This is a genomic window from Saccharopolyspora soli (assembly GCF_022678645.1).
GTDB classification, from domain to species: domain Bacteria; phylum Actinomycetota; class Actinomycetes; order Mycobacteriales; family Pseudonocardiaceae; genus Saccharopolyspora; species Saccharopolyspora soli.
Map to the genome: position 1 here is coordinate 1 of NZ_JALBWV010000002.1, position 18869 is coordinate 18869.

An 18869-nucleotide genomic window follows, 5' to 3' on the forward strand; every position below is an offset into this window, starting at 1 on the left:
AACCCGGTAGCTAAGCTCCCCAGCGCTGATGGTACTGCACCCGCCAGGGTGTGGGAGAGTAAGACACCACCGACACACAACATGAAACCCCCCTTGTTGTTCCCGGTTAAGCCGGGATACGACAAGGGGGGTTTTCTTGCATGCCCACCCGCAACGCAAACACACGAACAGCCAGACCGAGGTGCATTTAGGGGTGGGCACGCCACACCCCGCGCGAGCAGGAAGATAGAAGAGATCTTTCTGGTTTTTCCTGATTTTCGGATTCCCTTTTCCTTTGTGGTTGGTAGGGAAAGGAGCCTATTGTTTTGCGTGGGGTGTGTTCGGCGGGCGTTGGTGTTGCGGTGGTGGTTACAGTCGTCGTGTGGATGCTTCGACGCTCACCGATGGCCAACGCAGGTTGAAACCTCGTAGCAGCGAGGTCACCGAAGGTATGGAACGGGCCGCAGCGCGGGGGATGCTGCGCGCCGTCGGCATGCAGGACGCCGACTTCGCGAAGCCGCAGATCGGAGTGGCTTCGTCCTGGAATGAGATCACCCCGTGCAACCTCTCGCTGCAACGATTGGCGCAGGCCGCCAAGGACGGTGTGCACGCGGCTGGTGGGTATCCGATGGAGTTCGGCACCATCTCGGTTTCCGATGGCATCTCGATGGGGCACGTCGGCATGCACTACTCGCTGGTGTCCCGGGAGATCATCGCGGATTCGGTCGAAACCGTGATGGAGGCCGAGCGGTTGGACGGCTCGGTGCTGCTGGCGGGCTGCGACAAGAGCCTGCCGGGCATGCTGATGGCTGCGGCCCGGCTCGACCTGGCCTCGGTGTTCGTCTACGCCGGTTCGATCCTGCCGGGCCGCGTCGACGATCGCGAGGTCACCATCATCGACGCCTTCGAGGCGGTCGGTGCTTGTGCGCGCGGGCTGATCAGCCGCGACGAGGTGGACCGCATCGAACGCGCGATCTGTCCTGGCGAGGGTGCCTGCGGCGGGATGTACACGGCGAACACCATGGCCTGCGCCGCGGAGGCGTTGGGGATGTCGGTTCCGGGGTCGGCGAGCCCACCTTCGGTGGACCGGCGGCGGGACGCGAACGCGCGTGAAGCGGGCCGCGCGGTGGTCGGCATGCTGGAGCGCGGGCTCACCGCCCGGCAGATCCTGACCAAAGAGGCGTTCGAGAACGCGATCGCAGTGGTGATGGCGTTCGGTGGGTCGACCAACGCGGTGTTGCACCTGCTGGCGATCGCGCGGGAGGCCGAGGTCGAACTGGACTTGACCGACTTCGACCGGATCGGTGACCGGGTGCCGCACCTCGCTGACGTCAAGCCGTTCGGTAGGTACGTGATGCCTGCGGTGGACCGGATCGGTGGCGTGCCGGTGGTGATGAAGGCCCTGCTGGACGCGGGCCTGCTGCACGGCGACTGCATGACCGTGACCGGCCGCACCGTGGCGGAGAACCTGGCCACGCTCGACCCGCCCGAACTGGACGGCGAAGTGCTGCACCAATTGTCGAACCCGATCCATCCCACCGGCGGGTTGACCATCCTGCGGGGCTCGCTGGCGCCGGATGGTGCGGTGGTCAAGAGCGCCGGTTTCGACTCGACCAGTTTTGACGGCACAGCAAGGGTTTTCGATGGTGAGCAGGGGGCCATGGACGCCGTCGAGGACGGCACGTTGCGGCCCGGCGACGTGGTCATCATCCGGTACGAGGGGCCGCGAGGCGGTCCGGGCATGCGGGAGATGCTCGCGGTGACCGGTGCGATCAAGGGTGCTGGCCTCGGCAAGGACGTGCTGCTGGTCACCGATGGCCGGTTTTCCGGTGGCACCACGGGTTTGTGCATCGGCCACGTGGCGCCGGAAGCGACCGAGGGCGGGCCGATCGCGCTGGTCCAGGACGGCGATCGGATTCGCCTCGACCTCACCAACCGCACCTTGGACCTGCTCGTTGACGGTGCTGAGCTGCAACGACGGCGCCGAACCTGGTCCGCGCCCGCGCCGCGCTTCCACCACGGTGTCCTCGGCAAGTACGCGAAGCTGGTCGGCTCGGCGGCCGAAGGCGCGGTCTGCTCCTGAAGTTCCAGGCGAGCGGAACTCTCGACCGCAACGGCAGGGCAGGAGTTCGCAATTTCGTGAGAAATTGCGAACCCACCCGTGGTGGGGTCAGCGGGCACTGCTCAGTCCCACTGCAGCGATGCGCCGGACTGGTACTCGATGACTCGCGTTTCGAAGAAGTTCTTCTCCTTCTTCAGGTCCATGGCCTCCGACATCCACGGGAACGGGTTGTCCGCTTCCGGGAACACCGGTGTCAGCCCGAGTTGGGCGCAACGCCGGTTGGTGATGAAGTGCATGTACTGCGCGCAGAGCTGCGCGTTGATGCCGAGCAGTCCGTGCGGCATGGTGTCGCGGCCGTAGGCGATCTCCAGGTCGCATGCCTCGGCCAGCATTCGCCGGATCTCGGTCTGGAACTCCGAGGTCCACAGGTGCGGGTTCTCCAGCTTGATCTGGTTGATGCAGTCGATGCCGAAGTTGAGGTGGATCGACTCGTCGCGCAGGATGTACTGGTACTGCTCGGCGATCCCGACCATCTTGTTCCGCCTGCCCAGCGCCAGGATTTGTGCGAACCCGGTGTAGAACCACATGCCTTCGAAGATCACGTAGAAGGCGACGAGGTCGCGCAGGAACGCCTGGTCGGCCACCGTGCTGCCGGTGGCGAAGTCGGGGTCTTCCAGGCTGCGCGTGTACCGCAGCGCCCAGGCGTCCTTGTCGGCGATCGAGGGGATCTCCCGGTACATGTTGAACAGTTCGCCCTCGTCGAGGCCGAGGCTTTCGCAGATGTACTGGAAGGTGTGGGTGTGCACGGCCTCTTCGAACGCCTGCCGCAGCAGGTACTGGCGGCACTCGGGATTGGTGATGTGCCGGTAGACGGCGAGCACGATGTTGTTGGCCACCAAGGATTCCGCGGTGGCGAAGAACCCGAGGTTGCGCTTGAGCAGCAGACGCTCTTCGGCGCTGAGGCCGTCGGCGGACTTCCACAGCGCGATGTCGGCCTGCATGGAGATTTCCGTCGGCATCCAATGGTTGTTGCAGCCCGCGAGGTACTTCTCCCAGGCCCAGCCGTACTTGAGCGGGAGCAACTGGTTGACATCGGCCCGAGCGTTGATCATCGCTTTGTCGCCGACGTCGACGCGTCCAGCGGCGCGGTCGATCTCGCCGAGCCCGGCGGCGGACTGGGACTGCACTGAGGTCATGCTTTGTGCTCCATGAAGGTGGTAAGCGCAGGCTCGTCGAGGACTGCGCGGAAACGAGACGAGGTGGGCGCCGCACGACACGCTGAAGAAGCCCAATTTCAGGGAAATTTGGAAACTTCACCCGCCTCGGTGCGTTATTGGCAGGCTTCGCAGTCGGGGTCTTCTACCGAGCAGGCCGCGTCGGTTGCCGCAACTGCTGGGACGGCGTTGAGCTTGCCGTCGGTGCCGTGCAGGGTGCTCTTCTCCACGTGGGTTGCGCTGGTGGAGCGCAGGTAGTACGTGGTCTTCAGGCCCTTTCGCCAGGCGAGGCGGTAGAGCTCGTCGAGCTTGCGGCCGCTGGGGCGCGTGACGTAGAGGTTCAGCGACTGCGCTTGGTCGATCCACTTCTGCCGCCGCGCCGCCGCCTCGACCAGCCAGTGCGGTTCGATCTCGAACGCCGTGGCGTAGAGCTCCTTGAGGTGCTGGGGGATCCGGTCGATCGGTAGGAGGCTGCCGTCCTGGAACTTCAGGTCCGCGACCATCGCCGCGTCCCACAGTCCGGCCTCCTTCAGCTCGGCTACCAGGTGCGGGTTGACCACGGTGAAGTCGCCGGACATGTTCGCCTTGACGTACAGGTTGCGGTAGACCGGCTCGATGGACTGGTTGACCCCGCAGATGTTGGAAATCGTGGCGGTCGGCGCGATGGCCATCACGTTGGAGTTGCGCATCCCGTCGCGCCGCACCCGGTCGCGCAGCGCCTCCCAGTCCATAGTGGACGAATTGTTCACATCGAGGTCGCCATCGCGGGCGTCGGCGAGCTGTCGTAGCGAGTCGATGGGCAGGATTCCCCGGCTCCACAGCGATCCGTCGAACGACTCGTACCGGCCGCGCTCGGCGGCGAGTTCGCTGGACGCGGCGATGGCGTGGTAGCTGATCTGCTCCATGCTGCGGTCGGCGAACTCGACCGCGGCCGTGGACGCCATCGGGATGCGCTGGACGAACAGCGCGTCGGCGAAGCCCATCAGGCCCAGCCCGATCGGCCGGTGCCGCAGGTTGGACCGGCGCGCCTCGGGAATCGTGTAGAAGTTGATGTCGATGGCGTTGTCCAGCATCCGCACCGCGGTGCGGATGGTGCGTTCCAGCCGCTCGGTGTCGATGCCGTCGGGTGTGACGTGCCGGGCCAGGTTGATCGATCCGAGGTTGCAGACGGCGACTTCGTCGCCGCTGGTGTTCAGGGTGATCTCGGTGCACAGGTTGGAGGAGTGCACCACACCGGTGTGCTGCTGCGGAGAACGCAGGTTGCACGGGTCCTTGAAGGCGATCCAGGGGTGCCCGGTTTCGAAGAGCATGGTCAGCATCCGCCGCCACAGCTCCACCGCGCGGACCCGGCGGAACACCCGGATCTCGCCGCGGTCGGCGGCCCGCTCGTAGGCCCGGTAGCGGTCGGCGAACGCCTGGCCGTAGCGGTCGTGCAGGTCGGGGACCTCGTCCGGGGAGAACAGCGTCCACTGCTCGTCCGCCTCGACGCGGCGCAGGAATTCGTCGGGCACCCAGTTCGCGGTGTTCATGTCGTGGGTGCGGCGGCGGTCGTCGCCGGTGTTCTTGCGCAGGTCGAGGAATTCCTCGACGTCGATGTGCCAGGTCTCCAGGTACGCGCACACCGCGCCCTTGCGGCGACCGCCCTGGTTGACCGCGACGGCGGTGTCGTTGGCGATCTTCAGGAACGGCACCACACCTTGGGACTTGCCGTTGGTGCCGTTGATGTGCGCGCCGATGCCGCGCACCGGAGTCCAGTCGTTGCCCAGCCCGCCCGCGTACTTCGACAGCAGCGCATTGTTGCTGATCGCGTGGAAGATGCCGGACAGGTCGTCGTGCACAGTGGTCAGGAAGCAGGACGACAGCTGCGGCCGGGTGGTGCCCGCGTTGAACAGCGTCGGCGTCGAGCACATGAAGTCGAACGACGACAGCAGGTGGTAGAACTCGATGGCGCGCTTCTCCCGGTCGTCCTCGCGCAGTGCGAGACCCATCGCGACCCGCATGAAGAACGCTTGCGGCAGCTCGAACCGGGTGCCTTCGTGGTGCAGGAAGTAGCGGTCGTAGAGGGTCTGCAGGCCGAGGAATCCGAAGGTCAGGTCGCGTTCCGGGAGCAGCGCGCGCCCCAGCCGGGCCAGGTCGAAGCTGCCCAGCTCCGGGTCCAGCCGCGCGAGTTCGATGCCGCGCCGCACGTAGTCGACGAAGTACTCCGGGTAGCGCGCCCGCATCTCGTCCTGGTCGGCTTCCTGCGATCCGCCCAGGAAGCTCAGCGCCTCGCGGCGCATCCGGTCCAGCAGGAGTCGGGCGGTGACCTGCGAATAGTTGGGTTCCGTCTCGATCAGCGTGCGCGCCGCCATGATCTGGGCGAGCGAGAGCTCGTCGTCGCTGATCCCGGCGTAACCGGTGCGCCGCACTTCGTCGAGCACGGCTTCGGCCGATGTGCCGGGCAATCCGGCGCAGGCATGGTGGACCACAGTGGACACGCGGGTCCAGTTGTCGAGTGTCGCCGTCATGGGCTCTCTCCCTCGCGAGCTCGGCGGACCACGATGGCGCGCGAGGAGATCGCAGCGGCGAAAACCGCTGGTCGTCCGCGCGGACCCGCCCTCGAAGTCCCGGACAGCACGCTTTCGCGTGCACCGGTGGCAGGTCTTCGGACTCACGGGCGGCCTACTGGTCGTGGCTTCCCAGGCATTCGCCCAGTGCTTTACCCGCTGCCCCGATTTCCGTTGGAAGCTCGGGGCAGTCGGGTCACGACGGTCGTTCCCGTTCACCGCTGCGGGGCAGTCCCGGATTCGCACCGGGTTCCCTCTTGCCTCACCGGATGCCTCCGGCGAACCACCAGCGAGCGACACACTACATGTTGGGTTCGAGGGCGGCGCGGATGGGCAGATACCGGCGTGTTGCGGTCTCGCTCGACACTGTCGGTCCGGTGACCGAGACTGGTCGGCCGGAGCGCGGCGAAAGGGGCGAGGCGTGGACGAGGCGAAGTTGCGGTCGTTGGTCGCGAAGCTGACCGTGGCGGATAAGGCGCGGTTGCTCACCGGCGCCGACTTCTGGAGCCTGCCCCCGATGTCCCAGATCGGTCTGCGGTCGCTGGTGTTCTCCGACGGGCCGAACGGGGTGCGCGGCACGGTTTGGGACGAGCGCGACACGTCGTTGCTGCTGCCGGTCGCCTCCGCGCTGGCGGCGACGTGGGATCGGGCAGCGGCCCGCACGGTGGGGGAACTGTTCGGTGACGAGGCGCGCCGCAGGGGCGTGCACGTGGTGCTGGCACCGACGGTCAACGTGCACCGGAGTCCTTTCGGTGGCAGGCATTTCGAGAACTTCTCGGAGGATCCGCTGCTGATCGCCGAGGTCGGCGCCGAGGTCGTCGCGGGCATCCAGTCGCGCGGGGTGGCGGCGACGCCGAAGCACTACGTGGCCAACGACAGCGAGACCGAGCGGCTCAGCTACGACGCGGTCATCGACGAGCAGACGTTGCGCGAGGTCTACCTCAAACCGTTCGAGCGGATCATCGCGAAGAGCTCGCCGTGGGCGCTGATGGCTGCCTACAACTCGGTCAACGGACACACCATGACCGAGAATTCCTTGCTGGTGAACGACATTCTCAAGGGCGAGTGGGGGTGGGACGGCGTGCTCGTGTCGGACTGGCTCGCCACCCGCTCGCTGCGGGCGGCCGCGCTCGGCGGTCTCGACCTCGCCATGCCCGGCCCGAAAAGCCCGTGGAGCGGCGGGAAACTCGCCGAGGCGGTGGAGCAGGGCGAGGTCCCCGAGGAGGTGCTCGACGACAAGGTGCTGCGCGTGTTGCGGTTGGCCGCCCGCGTCGGTGCGTTCGAGGATCCGGTTGTCGAGGGCGGTCCGCCGGAGCAGGCACGGCCGGTCATTCGGAGTCTTGCCGCGCAGGGATTCGTCTTGCTGCGCAACGAGGTCGTGGACAGCGCGCCGATGCTGCCCATCGATCCGAAGGTCGCCAAGCTGGCGGTGATCGGGGACAGCGCCATGGTTCCCGCCGTGCAGGGCGGCGGGTCTTCGCACGTCAGCCCGCCGCACGTGATCACGCCGCTGGAGGGCCTGCGGGCCGCACTGCCCGAAGCGGATGTGGTGTACCAGCGCGGGGTGCGGCATCGGCGGCTGCTGGACGTGGTCCCGCGAGCCGAAATCTTCGACCCGGCTGGCGAAGGGGACGGGATCCGGGTCGAGTACCTGGACGGCGCGGGCCAGGTGCTCAGCAGCGAGTTGCGCGGCACCGAGCGGCTGGTGTGGCTCGGCGGGCTGCCGAGCGGGACGAAATCGCTGCGGCTGCGGGGAAATCTCGTCGCCGAGGTCGGGGAGCACGTGTTCGGGGTCAACGGCACCGGGCACTTCCGCGTCGAGGTGTCCGGGCGGGAGGTGCTCGCCGCGGACGTGACCAGCGTTGACGGCATCGACGACCCGTTGGGCGACATGGTCGAACCGCCCGAGCAGCGGTTCGACGTCGTGCTGGTGGAATCGGACCTGGACGGCACGGGCCGAGCGGCGCTGACCGTGGAGTTCACCCCGCAGAGCCTCGACATGCTGGTCGCCGTCGGAATCGGGCATCGCACGCAGGAATGGGATGACGCGAGCCAACTCGCTGCCGCGTTGGCGGTCGCCCGCGAATCCGATGTCGCGGTTGTCGTGGTCGGCACGAACGACGAGGTCGAGTCCGAGGGCCGCGACCGCACTTCGTTGGACCTGCCGGGCGCGCAGAACGAGCTGGTCCGCAGGGTCGCGGCGGTGAATCCGCGCACCGTTGTCGTGGTCAACGCCGCGTCGCCGGTGGTCATGCCCTGGGTGGGCGAGGTGCCTGCGGTGCTGTGGACCTGGTTCGGCAGCCAGGAGTACGGCGACGCGCTCGCCGATGTGCTGCTCGGTCTCGTCGAGCCGGGCGGCCGACTGCCGACCACCTTCCCGGCCGAACTCGCCGATGTGCCGGTGCCGCTGCCCGCCGTGCAGCCGGTGGACGGCGAGTTGCACTACTCCGAGGGAAGTCTGATCGGGTACCGCGCCTATGCGGACCGCGGCGTGCGTCCGGCATTCCACTTCGGACACGGGCTCGGGTACACCACGTGGGATTACGTCGAGGCCGTCGCCGACGGCGACGTGGTGCGGGTGAAGTTGTGCAACACCGGTGACCGGCCGGGCCGCGAGGTCGTCCAGGTGTACGCCGTCGAGCCGTTCCGGTTGGCGGGGTTCGCCGTTGTGGCGGCCGAGGCGGGCGCCGAGGTGTCGGTGGTGGTCGACGTCGAACCGGGCGGTGAGTTCGTGGTCGGGCGCAGCGCCGGGGATCTGCGGATCAGCGCGACGGGGACCTCGTGAGTCGACCGACCCACGGAATCACTGCCGAGTGAGGTACTTCTGCAGGTCGTCCAAGACCAGGTTGGCTGCCATCGGGCCGATGCCGAGGAACCAGGTGTCGTCGGCCACCTCGATGGCCTTGCCGTTGCGCACCGCGCCCAGCGTCGTCCACTGCACCGAATTGACCACGTCGGTCAGCTGCTGCTTGGCGGTGTCGCCGTAGGCGGCGTAGAACAGCATGTCCCCGTCGGCCTGGGAGATCTGCTCGCGGCTGATCTTGGTGTGGGTCTGGTCGACCAGCTGGTTCTCGGGGCGGCCCAGGCCCGCGTCGGCCAGGATCGTGCCGATGAACGAACCCTTGTCGTAGAGCCGGATGTCGCCGGGGATGAAGCGCAGCATGCTGATCTTGCGGGCGGCCGGGTCGCCCACCTGCTTGCCGATGTCGGCGGCGCGCTGCTGGTAGGTGTCCAGGATCTGCTGCGCCTCCGCCTTCTTGCCCAGCGCCTCGGCGTCGAGCAGGAAGTTCTGCTTCCAGGTCTTGCCGACGGTGTCGGCGAACACCGTCGGGGCGATCTTGCTCAGCGCCTCGTAGTTCTGGTCGTCGCGCATCTTGTTGGACAGGATCAGGTCTGGCTGTAGCGCGGCGATCTTCTCAAGGTTGGGCGAGCCGATGGTGCCGACGATCTCGATGTTGCCCGCCTTCTCGGCCAGGTACGGTTGCAGCGACTTGTTGGCATCGGGCAGCACGGTTCCGACCGGCTTGATCCCCAGCGTCAGCACCGAGTCGAGTTCCCCGGTGTCGAGCACGACCACCCGCTGCGGGTTGCTGGTGACCTTGGTCTGGCCCTTGGCGTGCGTGATGATCCGCTCGCCGCCCTGCGGTGCGCCGGGTTGCTCGGGGGCCGATGTGCCGCACGCCGCGACGGTGCCGAGCGCGAGCATGGCGGTGATCGTCGCGAGCAGTCGACGGGGACGGAACATGGTGCTCCCTGCCTGTCCGAGTGGTTCCAAAAGTTCGGCAAGCCTAACCTGGGCGGAGTGGGGAGACCAGCATTGAGAGCGTTGTCACTGCGCGGTGATCGACGCTGATGATCTTGGTGTTCAGGTGGACATGGAGTCGTTGATCCCGCGGAGCCGGTCGGAGATCGCGCCTGGCGCGGTTCACGTGCCGGACTGGCTGGACTTCGACCGGCAGCGCGAACTGGTGACCGCCTGCCGGGAGTGGGCGCGTTCCCCGGCGGGGATGCGATCGGCGCGCCTGCCCAGCGGCGGCGTGATGTCGGTGCGCACGGTTTGCCTGGGTTGGCACTGGTACCCGTACCGGTATTCGCGCACGGTCGACGATGGCGACGGTGCGCCGGTCACGCCGTTCCCGGACTGGCTGGGCGATCTCGGCCGCCGGGCGCTGGCGGATGCCTACCGCGAGGATGCCTCGGCCTATCGGCCCGATGTCGCGCTGGTCAACTTCTACGACGCCATCGCGCGGATGGGCATGCACCAGGATCGCGACGAGCACAGCCGGGAGCCGGTGGTTTCGCTGAGCCTGGGCGACACCTGCGTGTTCCGGTTCGGCAACACCGAGAACCGCAACCGGCCGTGGACGGACGTGGAATTGCGCTCGGGGGACCTGTTCGTCTTCGGCGGCCCGTCCCGGTTGGCCTACCACGGGGTGCCGCGAACCCTGCCGGGCACCGGCCCGGACATCGGCATGGCTGGCGGGCGCCTGAACATCACGCTGCGCGTGTCCGGAATGGCGTGAGTGCCTGGTGCCAATTTCTCGCGAAATCGGCGTACCCCATCGCGGAAGGCGAGGGGGTGCACGGAGCCGTCAGAGCATGGTCAGGAACATGTAGGCCATGCTCAGCGACAGGACCAGTTCGGTGATCGCGGTGAGCCGAGGCGCTGGCCGGTGGCAGGTCGGCGGCGCGCGCAGCAGGTCGGTTCCGGCGAAGCCAGCGCTGAGCGCGCAGTAGACCATCAGAACCCATGCCACCAGCGGAAACGCGAAGCCCGCGGGTTGCGCTTCGACGACCGCTACAGCGCCGTGCAGGTGGCCGGACGAGTGCGCGGTGGACAACGACAGCCCGCGTGGGGCGGGCTCTTGCGGGCGGGCGGCGGCGAACATGTACGCCATCGCCAGGCCGCTGACCACGTGGTGCAGGTAGGTCCCGGCGGGTCTCCGGCGCAGCGCCAGGACAGCCATCCACGCCGCGTTCGCGATGAACAGCGCAGCCCACACTGCCGCTGGAAGGCGCACCAGGCCGGACAGGAACATCGCCACCATGCCGATGCCCATCAGGGCGTGCGCGACGTCCACGCTGCCTTCGGTGTGCGGGGCGTCCCCGCGTCGGAGCGCGAGGCGGACCAGGCATGCGAGGGTCACCGCGATGACCGCTGCGGTCAGTACCAGGTCGAGCATGCCCACCATCCGCGACCGTCGGTATCCGATCGGTGACCCACGGTTGTTGATTGTTCGCGAGTCGACCGCCGATGGTCTAGGTCCGGACGATGGGAGTGGCGAATCGCCAACGACTACCGTCAGCGCTGCCAGACGCCGCACCGGGGCGGACACCGCGGTTGTGCCATTGGATGTTGGAGTTGGTTACTGTCCAATGGGGACGGTCGTTCTCCTGCGGCGGCGGAGGATGGCGGGAACCACGAGCAGTGCCGCGGCCAGCACCAGGATCGTTGCCGAGATCGGGCGGGTCAGCAGCACCGTCCAGTCGCCTTCGGCGAACGACATCGCCCGGCGGAACTGGGTCTCCAGCAGCGGCCCGAGCACCGCGCCGAGGACCATCGGTGCGACCGGATAACCGCTGCGGCGCAACATGAAACCGAGCCCGCCGAAGGCGAACGCGAAGGCCACGTCGACGACGTTCTGCGAGATCGCGTACACACCGAGGGTGGCGAACACCAGGATTCCGGCGGTCAGCAGCGACTGCGGCACGGCCAGCAGCTTCACCCACACCTTGACCAGCGGCAGGTTCAGCGCCAGCAGCATCACGTTCCCGATGTATAGGCTGGCGATCAACGTCCAGACCAGCGCCGGTTCCTCGTCGAACAGCAGCGGTCCGGGCTGCAGGTTGTAGATCTGGAACGCGATCAGCAGCACGCCAGCGGTCGCCGAGGTCGGGATGCCCAGGGTCAGCAGCGGGGCGAGGGTGCCGGAGAACGCGGCGTTGTTCGCCGCCTCCGGTCCGGCCACGCCTTCGATCGCGCCGTGGCCGAATTCCTCGCGGCGCTTGGCCAACCGGCGTTCCAGGTTGTAGCTGAGGAACGTCGGGATCTCCGCGCCCCCGGCGGGCAGCGAACCGATCGGCAGGCCGATGGCGGTGCCGCGCAACCACGGCTTCCACGAGCGCCGCCATTCGTCCCTGGTCATCCACACCTTGCCCGCCTGCGGGACGACCTGCCTCGGGTGGTGGCGCATCCGGCTCACCGAGTACAGCGCCTCGGCAACCGCGAACAGACCGACCGCCAGCGCCACCAACTCCATTCCGTCGTAGAGCTCGGCCACGCCGAAGGTGTAGCGCGGCTGCCCGGTGAGGTTGTCGATGCCGATCAGGCCGATCGACAGTCCGAGGAACAGCGTGGCCAGGCCCTTCACCACCGAGTCGCCGACCAGCGAGGTGACCGTGACGAAGGCCAGCACCATGATCGCGAAGTATTCGGCGGGTTGGATCAGCTTGCCCAACTCGGCCATCCACGGTGCGAGGAAGGTGATGCCGACCGTCGAGATGGTGCCCGCCACGAACGAACCGATTGCCGCGGTCGCCAACGCCGCCCCGCCGCGACCCTTCAGCGCCATCGGATGGCCTTCGAGGGTGGTGGGCACGGACGCCGTCTCGCCTGGGATGTTGAGCAGGATCGCGGTGGTCGACCCGCCGTACATGCCGCCGTAGTAGATCCCGGCGAACAGCACGAACGCGCCGATCGGGTCGAAGACGTAGGTGACCGGCAGCAGCAACGCGACCGTGGTGGCCGGGCCGAGACCGGGCAGCACCCCGACCATCGTGCCGATGGTGACCCCGACCAGCGCGAGCAGCAGGTTCTGCCAGATCAGGGCAGTGCCGAAACCGGTCAGCAGGTTGTGCAGAACGTCCATGTCAGAACGCCAATCTGACGATGCCCGGTGGCAGGCTGACGCCCAGCAGCCGGTCGAACAGGAAGTACGCGGCCAGCGAGAGCACCAGCCCGATCAGCAGGTCTCGTACCGGTTTCCGGCTCCCGAGAACTCGCGCGACCAGGGCGAAGAACACCGTGCTGGACTGCCAGAACCCGACTGGGACCAGCAGCAGCACGTAGCCGCACAACGTCGCGCCGAGCTTGGCGACCGCGGGCCAATCCGTCGCTACCGCTTCCTCGCTCGGTTCTTCGGCGTCAGCGGCTCGGAAGGAACGCACCAGCGCGATCGCGCCGAACAGCGTGGTGCCAGCGCCGACGATGAGCGGGAACACCTGCGGTCCCACGGCTTGGTAAGTACCGCCGGAGTTGATGGTGAAGGAGCCGATCAGCACCACGAGGCCGACGACCAGCACGAGGAGCGCGCTCAGCCGTGCCGCCCACGGGCGGATCTCGGTGTCGTCCCCCGATTCCTCCGCAACGCTCATGACTGGTCCGCCTCCAGTACCGCCTCTCCGCGATTTTCAGTGGTGGTCGCGCCCCACCCAACCTCCCGTTTCGCGGTTTCTTGTGGCTGGCTTGCGTCACGGTCCCCTGAGGTGCGGTTGAGGAGGGCTCGGGTTGGCAGAAGGTGTCTCATGACGTCAGCCCCAATTCCTTCAGCACGGCGGTCACCTGCTGCTTGTGCTGCTCGATCCGGGCCGCGAACTCTTCGCCCGGCAGCCATGCGTCCGTCCAGTCGTTGCGCACCAACGCCGCCTGCCAGCAAGGGGTTTCGCGCATCCGCCGGATCAGGTCGATCACCTCGCGCTGTTGCTGCTCGTCCAGACCGGGCGGGGCCAGCACGCCGCCGATCGAGCTGATGTCGATGTGGCCCAGGCCGAGTTCCCGCAGCGGCGGGGCGTCGATGCCGGGCGCACGGGTGTCGCCGGTGACGGCCAGGGCGCGCAGTTCGCCTGCCTCGATCTGGCCGCGCATCTCGGTGACCGTCGCCACCCCGACCTTCGCGGTGCCGCTGATCAGCAGGCCGAGCATTTCCCCGCCGCCTCCGGTGGCGACGTAGTTGATCTGGTCGGGGGCGATCCCGTTGTCCTTGGCCAGCAGACCGGCCAGCAGGTGGTCGGGGCCGCCGAGCGACCCGCCGACCCAGGAGGTGCCGCGCGGGTCGGCGCGGAAACCGGCGATGAGATCGGCCATCGTCCGGTAGGGCGAGGCGGCGGGCACCACGATGGCGCTCTGGCTGGTCGTCAACCCGGCGATCGGGGTCAGCGTGGTGAGGTCCACCGGCGAGTCGTTGCGCACGATGCCGCCGAGCATCGTCACGGTGTCCATCACCATGAGCTCGTGCGGATCACCGGTGTTGACCACGAACTGCGCCAGCCCGATCGTGCCGCCCGCGCCGGGCACGTTCTCCACGGTGGCCGCCCGATCGGTGATGCCGCAGTCGTGCAGCGCGGAGTCGATCTCGCGGGCCCGCGTGTCCCAGCCGCCGCCGGTGCTGCCCGGCGCCAAGATCGAGATGTTCTTGCTCGGATAGGGTCCGCTGCCGTCCACCGGTCCGATGGCGCAGGACGTGGTGAGCAGCGCAACCGCGAGCAGCAGGCGGCGCACCTTCATCTGCCACCACCTCTCAGCAGCTCGGTGAAGAAGTCCTGGACCGGGTCGAGCACCTGCATCGGCTCGTGCGCGACGCCCGGCACGGTGTCGAAACGCACTGCTATGCCGTGCTTTTCGAAGTTCTCCCGAAGCGTGGTCAGCCGTTCGATGCGGGTGCGACCGGCGTCCTGCGCGCCGTCCATCCAGTTGGAGTCGCCGGGGTTGTTGATCTCCCAGGTTTCGGTGTCCTCGCCGCCGACCACCATCTGCACCGGCACGTCCGCGAGTTCGCCGAGTTTCGGCGTCGCGCCGACGATCTCCTCGACGCCACGCAGCCCGAGCCACCACGGGCGGTTCTCGTCGATCAGGGTGACCCGACCCGGTGCGCCGATGGATACCCCGGCCAACCGGTCGGGGTGCAGGTAGAAGAAGCGGTGCGCGAACTGGCCGCCGCCGGAGAAGCCGTGCAGCAGGAATCGCCCGGTTCGCACGTTGAACCGCTCGCCCACCTCCTCGACGATTGCCAGCAGCACCAGGTCGAACCGGATGTCGCCGTACCGGATGAACTTGAAGTTGTGCAGGTCGTCGGGATCGCCGATGCCAGCCGGGAACACCGGGGCGAGCACCACGCAGCCGTGCTCCTCGGCGAATTCGGAGAAGTGGTCCCGGTACTGCGGGCCGCGCCGACCGGTGCCGTGCTGCAGCACCACCAGCGGCAACGGCTCGCCGTCCGGGTCGTGCTGCTGGGGCACGTGCAGGCAGTACGAGAAGCGCTGGTCGTAGCGGGAGGCGAAGAGCGTTGTCGCACCGGCCGAGTAGAACCCCTGCGGATCTTTGGGACGCTGGCTGTCCGACATCGACGCTCCTTCCGACGGTCGCTTGGCAGGGAATCGTGGTTGGCCCACGACGGGACGAACAACAACATTGACGCCAACCCGGTAATGTCTCCGCCCATCGCGCCAGGCATACTTGCTGGTCATGGCGGTGACGCTGCTGTTGTGCGGATCCGGTGCGAGCCGAATCGGCATCCGCTCGTCCGCGTTGGCCGAACTGTGCGCGTGCCTGCATTCGGTGGACGAACTCGAACACCACCCGGCGAGCTGGCCCTGGTCGGAGTTCTTCGAAACCGTGCTGGACGGGCGCCTGGCGGCCGAAGGCGGCGCGTTCGCCCCGCTGTGGGGACCGTTCCGGGCGCGTTACCTGCTCCCGCTCACCGACCACTCGCAACGGGAACTCGACGACGAGCTGCGCGACATCGAACGGCTGCCGCTGCCCGAGTTCCTGGCCATGAGCGCGCAGGCGCTGGTCGGCAAGAACACCCAGGATCCGTTGCACCGCTTGGTGGACGACGCCGCGCTGCGGAAGCGGTTCATGGCCCGGTTCCGGCTCATCTCGGCGCGGCACCACCAACTCGCCAGCCGCCTGTTCGCCGACGCCGAGCAGCTGCGCGCCGACCTGCTGGGCTTCCTGCGCGCGGTCGCCGACACCGCCTTCGCGCCGGAGTGGGGCAAGCTGCGCCCGGTGATCAACGCCGAGGTGCGGCACAAGGTGCACACCCGCAACCAGCTCGGTGACCGGGTCCTCGCCGATTTCCCCATCGCGACGCTGCTTGAGGACCCGCCGCGAGTCGTCTTCGACAAGCTCTACCCGGCGAGCGCATCGGTGCACGAATCACCGTGCTTGCTGGTGCCTTCCGTGCACGGCAACCCGCACACGGTCATCAAGCACTACACGGGTTTTCCGATCGTCGTGCAGTACCCGATCACTCGCGGCGCCGAGATCTCCTTGGAGGTCATGCGCAAGCGGCTCGCCGTGCTCACCGATCCGGTGCGGATCAAGCTCTGCCAGGACATCCTCCGCAATGCGGCCAGCACGACCGATCTGGCGCTGCGGCTGGACATGACCGCCCCGCAGGTCTCCCGGCACCTGCGCAAACTGCGGGAGGCCGGGCTGGTGCACGGCCACCGCGACGGTGCGGTGGTCCGCTACCAGCTGGACGTCGAAGCGGTCCGCCGCCTGGGCTTGGACTTCATCCAGGCCCTGCAACGCTGAGTCCACATCGGACTCGGTCAGGCGTCGGGGACGAGCTCGGCCAGCAGGTTCCGGACCCGGCGGTCGATTTCGTCCCGGATCGCGCGGATTTCGTGCAGCGGTTTGCCCGCCGGGTCGTCGAGTTCCCAGTCCAGGTAGCGCTTGCCGGGGAACACGGGGCAGGCATCGCCGCAGCCCATGGTGATGACCACATCGGCCGCCCGCACGGCGTCGGTGCTGAGGGGTTTGGGGAATTCATTGGACAGGTCCAGGTCCAGTTCGGCCATGGCGACCAAGACGGCCGGGTTGACGGTGTCAGCGGGAGCGGACCCAGCGGACCGGACCACGACTCGGCCGCGGGCGTAGTGGTGCAGCAAAGCGGCGGCCATCTGCGAGCGGCCCGCGTTGTGCACGCAGACGAAGAGGACCTCGGGGCGGTTAGCTGGTTCGGACATGCTCGACCTCGTGCGGGTTGGAGTTGAACCAGCGCCGGGCGGCCAGCGAGACGTAGACCAGGGCGACCAGCACGGGTACCTCGATGAGCGGTCCGACGACACCGGCCAGCGCTTGGCCGCTGGTGACGCCGAAGGTGCCGATGGCCACGGCGATGGCGAGTTCGAAGTTGTTGCCCGCCGCGGTGAACGACAACGTCGCCGATCGCGCGTAGTTCAGCCCGATGGCCTTGCCCAGCGCGAAGGCCCCGGCCCACATGATCGCGAAGTACGCCAGCAGCGGCAGCGCGATCCGCGCGACATCCAGGGGACGGCTGGTGATCTGCCCGCCCTGCAGGGCGAAGAGGACCACGATGGTGAACAGCAACCCGTACAGCGCTACCGGCCCGATCCGGGGTAGGAACCGCGATTCGTACCACTCGCGCCCCCTGGCGCGCTCGCCGAACTTGCGGGTGAGGTACCCGGCGACCAGCGGAACGCCCAAGAAGATCAACACGGATTTGCCGATCTGCCACGCCGACACGTCCAGCCCCGCCTGGGGCAGGCCGAGCCAGCCCGGCAGCACCGAGAGGTAGAACCAGCCCAGGCCAGCGAAGGCCAGCACCTGGAACACCGAGTTCAACGCCACGAGAACGGCGGCGGCCTCCCGGTCGCCGCAGGCGAGGTCGTTCCAGATGATGACCATCGCGATGCAGCGCGCGAGACCGACGATGATCAGACCGGTGCGGTACTCGGGCAGGTCGGGCAGCAAGACCCAGGCCAGCGCGAACATCAGCGCGGGGCCGAGCACCCAGTTCAGCAGCAGTGACGAGAGCATCAGGCGGCGGTCGCCGGTGACGGCGTCCAGCCGGTCGTAGCGGACCTTGGCCAGCACCGGATACATCATCACCAGCAGGCCTACCGCGATCGGCAGCGAGATCCCGTCGATGGCCACCGCGTCCAGGGCCGGACCTAGCCCGGGAACCCACCGGCCCGCCAGCAGGCCGGTCAGCATCGCCGCGCCGATCCACACCGGTAGCAGTCGATCCAATGTGGATAGATTCGCGGCGACCGCGCGCTGGTCTCGTGCCGTCATGCCGGTACGGCCGCGGGCGACAGGGCGTCCGACACCAGGCGCAGGGTCTCGGGGCGCACGCGGTAGTAGATCCACGTGCCCCTGCGCTCACCTTCGATGACCCCGGCCTCGCGCAGGACCTTCAGGTGGTGCGAGATCGTCGGCCCGGAAAGCTCGAACGCGCCGGTCAGATCGCACACGCACGCCTCGCCACCGGCATGCGAGGCGATCAGCGAGAGCAGGCGCAGTCGCACGGGTTCGCCGATCGCCTTGAACACGCGTGCCAGCGAGGTCGCCTGGTCGGCGCTCAGCGGCTCCCGCATGACCGGCGAGCAGCACAGATCTTCGTCGGCCTCTTGTTTCGACATGTTTCTATCTTGACAGCTCTCGATACAAGGGGCAAGCTGCTGAGTGCGAGTTTGATTAGATAATAATCGAAACAAGGAGTCGAGATGTCTCGCATGCAACTGGCTCTCCGGGTCGGCGACTTGGATGGCTCCATCGCGTTCTACTCGAAGCTCTTCGGCACCGAACCGGCCAAGCTGCGACCCGGCTACGCCAACTTCGCCATCGCCGAACCACCGCTGAAGCTCGTTCTGCTGGAAGGTGAGCCCGGCCAGGACGCGGTGCTCGATCACCTGGGCGTCGAGGTCGAAAGCACCGAAGAGGTTGACGGCGCCACCGAGCGGCTGAGCTCGCTCGGGCTGTTCACCGAGGTGGAAGAGGACGCCACCTGCTGCTACGCCCGGCAGGACAAGGTCTGGGTGCACGGACCGGGCCGGGAACCCTGGGAGGTCTACGTGGTCAAAGCCGACTCGGCCACCTTTGGCGACGAAGCCGCCGAGACCACGGCACCACAGTGCTGCGCAAGCGAGAACGCCCCGGCCAACGCCTAGGCCCCTGGTTGGCGAGTCCCCGAACGTCAGATGCACCCGGATCGTCTTCGTGGTGAACATGATCGGGCTGTCCACAAGGGATTGTCGGCCGGATGCGGCAGTGGAATTCGGCACCGTGGGGTAGATGCCCGCGGCTGGTCGACGCGACTGCTT

The 18869-nt window shown here is 67.6% G+C and carries 16 protein-coding genes and 1 riboswitch; of the genes, 5 read left to right on the plus strand and 11 right to left on the minus strand.

Annotated features, from left to right (window positions below):
• Nucleotides 1-361: 361 nt before the first annotated feature.
• Entirely contained in the window at nucleotides 362-2062 is a 1701-nt protein-coding gene (gene ilvD, locus MOQ72_RS01590; protein WP_308197819.1) for a dihydroxy-acid dehydratase, read from the plus strand.
• A 101-nt stretch (nucleotides 2063-2163) separates the two neighbouring features.
• Here ilvD and MOQ72_RS01595 read toward each other — a convergent pair whose 3' ends face one another.
• Together MOQ72_RS01595 and MOQ72_RS01600 are read right to left on the minus strand one after the other, a co-directional pair.
• On the minus strand, nucleotides 2164-3237 hold the full coding sequence (locus MOQ72_RS01595; RefSeq protein WP_242179966.1) for a ribonucleotide-diphosphate reductase subunit beta: 1074 nt from the start codon (nucleotides 3235-3237) through the stop codon (nucleotides 2164-2166).
• Nucleotides 3238-3371: 134 nt separating this feature from the next.
• Nucleotides 3372-5762: a ribonucleoside-diphosphate reductase subunit alpha gene (locus MOQ72_RS01600; protein ID WP_242179967.1), complete on the minus strand. Its 2391-nt coding sequence runs from the start codon at nucleotides 5760-5762 to the stop codon at nucleotides 3372-3374.
• Between the two features lie 111 nt (nucleotides 5763-5873).
• Nucleotides 5874-6104: riboswitch (cobalamin riboswitch) on the minus strand.
• 118 nt (nucleotides 6105-6222) lie between these two features.
• Here MOQ72_RS01600 and MOQ72_RS01605 point away from each other — a divergent pair.
• Nucleotides 6223-8586: a glycoside hydrolase family 3 protein gene (locus tag MOQ72_RS01605; protein WP_242179968.1), complete on the plus strand. Its 2364-nt coding sequence runs from the start codon at nucleotides 6223-6225 to the stop codon at nucleotides 8584-8586.
• An 18-nt stretch (nucleotides 8587-8604) separates the two neighbouring features.
• On the opposite strand, the gene MOQ72_RS01610 is transcribed toward MOQ72_RS01605, so the two are convergent.
• Nucleotides 8605-9546: an ABC transporter substrate-binding protein gene (locus MOQ72_RS01610; RefSeq protein WP_242179969.1), complete on the minus strand. Its 942-nt coding sequence runs from the start codon at nucleotides 9544-9546 to the stop codon at nucleotides 8605-8607.
• 130 nt (nucleotides 9547-9676) lie between these two features.
• On the opposite strand from MOQ72_RS01610, the gene MOQ72_RS01615 reads away from it, so the two are divergent.
• Nucleotides 9677-10324, plus strand: coding sequence for an alpha-ketoglutarate-dependent dioxygenase AlkB family protein (locus tag MOQ72_RS01615; RefSeq protein ID WP_242179970.1), 648 nt, complete (start codon nucleotides 9677-9679; stop codon nucleotides 10322-10324).
• Between the two features lie 69 nt (nucleotides 10325-10393).
• Here MOQ72_RS01615 and MOQ72_RS01620 read toward each other — a convergent pair whose 3' ends face one another.
• From MOQ72_RS01620 to MOQ72_RS01640, 5 genes are all read right to left on the minus strand, one after another.
• The gene (locus MOQ72_RS01620) at nucleotides 10394-10984 is read right to left on the minus strand and encodes a DUF5134 domain-containing protein (protein ID WP_242179971.1); all 591 of its coding nucleotides are present in this window, start codon (nucleotides 10982-10984) and stop codon (nucleotides 10394-10396) included.
• Between the two features lie 183 nt (nucleotides 10985-11167).
• Complete coding sequence (locus MOQ72_RS01625; RefSeq protein ID WP_242179972.1) at nucleotides 11168-12670, minus strand: tripartite tricarboxylate transporter permease; 1503 nt, start codon at nucleotides 12668-12670, stop codon at nucleotides 11168-11170.
• Between the two features lies 1 nt (nucleotide 12671).
• A complete protein-coding gene (locus MOQ72_RS01630; protein ID WP_242179973.1) occupies nucleotides 12672-13175 on the minus strand; it encodes a tripartite tricarboxylate transporter TctB family protein in 504 nt (167 codons plus the stop codon).
• Nucleotides 13176-13323: 148 nt separating this feature from the next.
• Nucleotides 13324-14304: a Bug family tripartite tricarboxylate transporter substrate binding protein gene (locus MOQ72_RS01635; RefSeq protein WP_242179974.1), complete on the minus strand. Its 981-nt coding sequence runs from the start codon at nucleotides 14302-14304 to the stop codon at nucleotides 13324-13326.
• Nucleotides 14301-15140, minus strand: coding sequence for an alpha/beta hydrolase (locus MOQ72_RS01640; RefSeq protein ID WP_242179975.1), 840 nt, complete (start codon nucleotides 15138-15140; stop codon nucleotides 14301-14303). The genes MOQ72_RS01635 and MOQ72_RS01640 overlap by 4 nt, the downstream gene beginning before the upstream one ends.
• 121 nt (nucleotides 15141-15261) lie before the next feature.
• On the opposite strand from MOQ72_RS01640, the gene MOQ72_RS01645 reads away from it, so the two are divergent.
• Nucleotides 15262-16335 (plus strand): ArsR/SmtB family transcription factor, encoded by a 1074-nt coding sequence (locus tag MOQ72_RS01645; RefSeq protein ID WP_242179977.1) that lies wholly within the window; start codon nucleotides 15262-15264, stop codon nucleotides 16333-16335.
• 17 nt (nucleotides 16336-16352) lie between these two features.
• Here MOQ72_RS01645 and MOQ72_RS01650 read toward each other — a convergent pair whose 3' ends face one another.
• The 3 genes from MOQ72_RS01650 to MOQ72_RS01660 are packed head-to-tail and all read right to left on the minus strand — an operon-like array spanning nucleotide 16353 to nucleotide 18188.
• Nucleotides 16353-16769: an arsenate reductase ArsC gene (locus MOQ72_RS01650; RefSeq protein WP_242179978.1), complete on the minus strand. Its 417-nt coding sequence runs from the start codon at nucleotides 16767-16769 to the stop codon at nucleotides 16353-16355.
• Nucleotides 16753-17841: an ACR3 family arsenite efflux transporter gene (arsB, locus tag MOQ72_RS01655; RefSeq protein WP_242179980.1), complete on the minus strand. Its 1089-nt coding sequence runs from the start codon at nucleotides 17839-17841 to the stop codon at nucleotides 16753-16755. The genes MOQ72_RS01650 and arsB overlap by 17 nt, the downstream gene beginning before the upstream one ends.
• Nucleotides 17838-18188, minus strand: a complete 351-nt coding sequence (locus MOQ72_RS01660; protein ID WP_242179981.1) for an ArsR/SmtB family transcription factor — start codon at nucleotides 18186-18188, stop codon at nucleotides 17838-17840. The genes arsB and MOQ72_RS01660 overlap by 4 nt, the downstream gene beginning before the upstream one ends.
• 84 nt (nucleotides 18189-18272) lie before the next feature.
• Here MOQ72_RS01660 and MOQ72_RS01665 point away from each other — a divergent pair, with 84 nt between their 5' ends.
• Nucleotides 18273-18716, plus strand: coding sequence for an ArsI/CadI family heavy metal resistance metalloenzyme (locus MOQ72_RS01665; RefSeq protein ID WP_242179982.1), 444 nt, complete (start codon nucleotides 18273-18275; stop codon nucleotides 18714-18716).
• Nucleotides 18717-18869 lie beyond the last annotated feature (153 nt).

Bases quoted from the DNA above. Each gene is read 5' to 3' on its own strand.
- MOQ72_RS01595 (WP_242179966.1), bottom strand. From the start codon at position 3,237: ATGACCTCAGTGCAGTCCCAGTCCGCCGCCGGGCTCGGCGAGATCGAC.
- MOQ72_RS01600 (WP_242179967.1), bottom strand. From the start codon at position 5,762: ATGACGGCGACACTCGACAACTGGACCCGCGTGTCCACTGTGGTCCAC.
- MOQ72_RS01610 (WP_242179969.1), bottom strand. From the start codon at position 9,546: ATGTTCCGTCCCCGTCGACTGCTCGCGACGATCACCGCCATGCTCGCG.
- MOQ72_RS01615 (WP_242179970.1), top strand. From the start codon at position 9,677: ATGGAGTCGTTGATCCCGCGGAGCCGGTCGGAGATCGCGCCTGGCGCG.
- MOQ72_RS01620 (WP_242179971.1), bottom strand. From the start codon at position 10,984: ATGCTCGACCTGGTACTGACCGCAGCGGTCATCGCGGTGACCCTCGCA.
- MOQ72_RS01625 (WP_242179972.1), bottom strand. From the start codon at position 12,670: ATGGACGTTCTGCACAACCTGCTGACCGGTTTCGGCACTGCCCTGATC.
- MOQ72_RS01630 (WP_242179973.1), bottom strand. From the start codon at position 13,175: ATGAGCGTTGCGGAGGAATCGGGGGACGACACCGAGATCCGCCCGTGG.
- MOQ72_RS01635 (WP_242179974.1), bottom strand. From the start codon at position 14,304: ATGAAGGTGCGCCGCCTGCTGCTCGCGGTTGCGCTGCTCACCACGTCC.
- MOQ72_RS01640 (WP_242179975.1), bottom strand. From the start codon at position 15,140: ATGTCGGACAGCCAGCGTCCCAAAGATCCGCAGGGGTTCTACTCGGCC.
- MOQ72_RS01645 (WP_242179977.1), top strand. From the start codon at position 15,262: ATGGCGGTGACGCTGCTGTTGTGCGGATCCGGTGCGAGCCGAATCGGC.
- MOQ72_RS01650 (WP_242179978.1), bottom strand. From the start codon at position 16,769: ATGTCCGAACCAGCTAACCGCCCCGAGGTCCTCTTCGTCTGCGTGCAC.
- arsB (WP_242179980.1), bottom strand. From the start codon at position 17,841: ATGACGGCACGAGACCAGCGCGCGGTCGCCGCGAATCTATCCACATTG.
- MOQ72_RS01660 (WP_242179981.1), bottom strand. From the start codon at position 18,188: ATGTCGAAACAAGAGGCCGACGAAGATCTGTGCTGCTCGCCGGTCATG.
- MOQ72_RS01665 (WP_242179982.1), top strand. From the start codon at position 18,273: ATGTCTCGCATGCAACTGGCTCTCCGGGTCGGCGACTTGGATGGCTCC.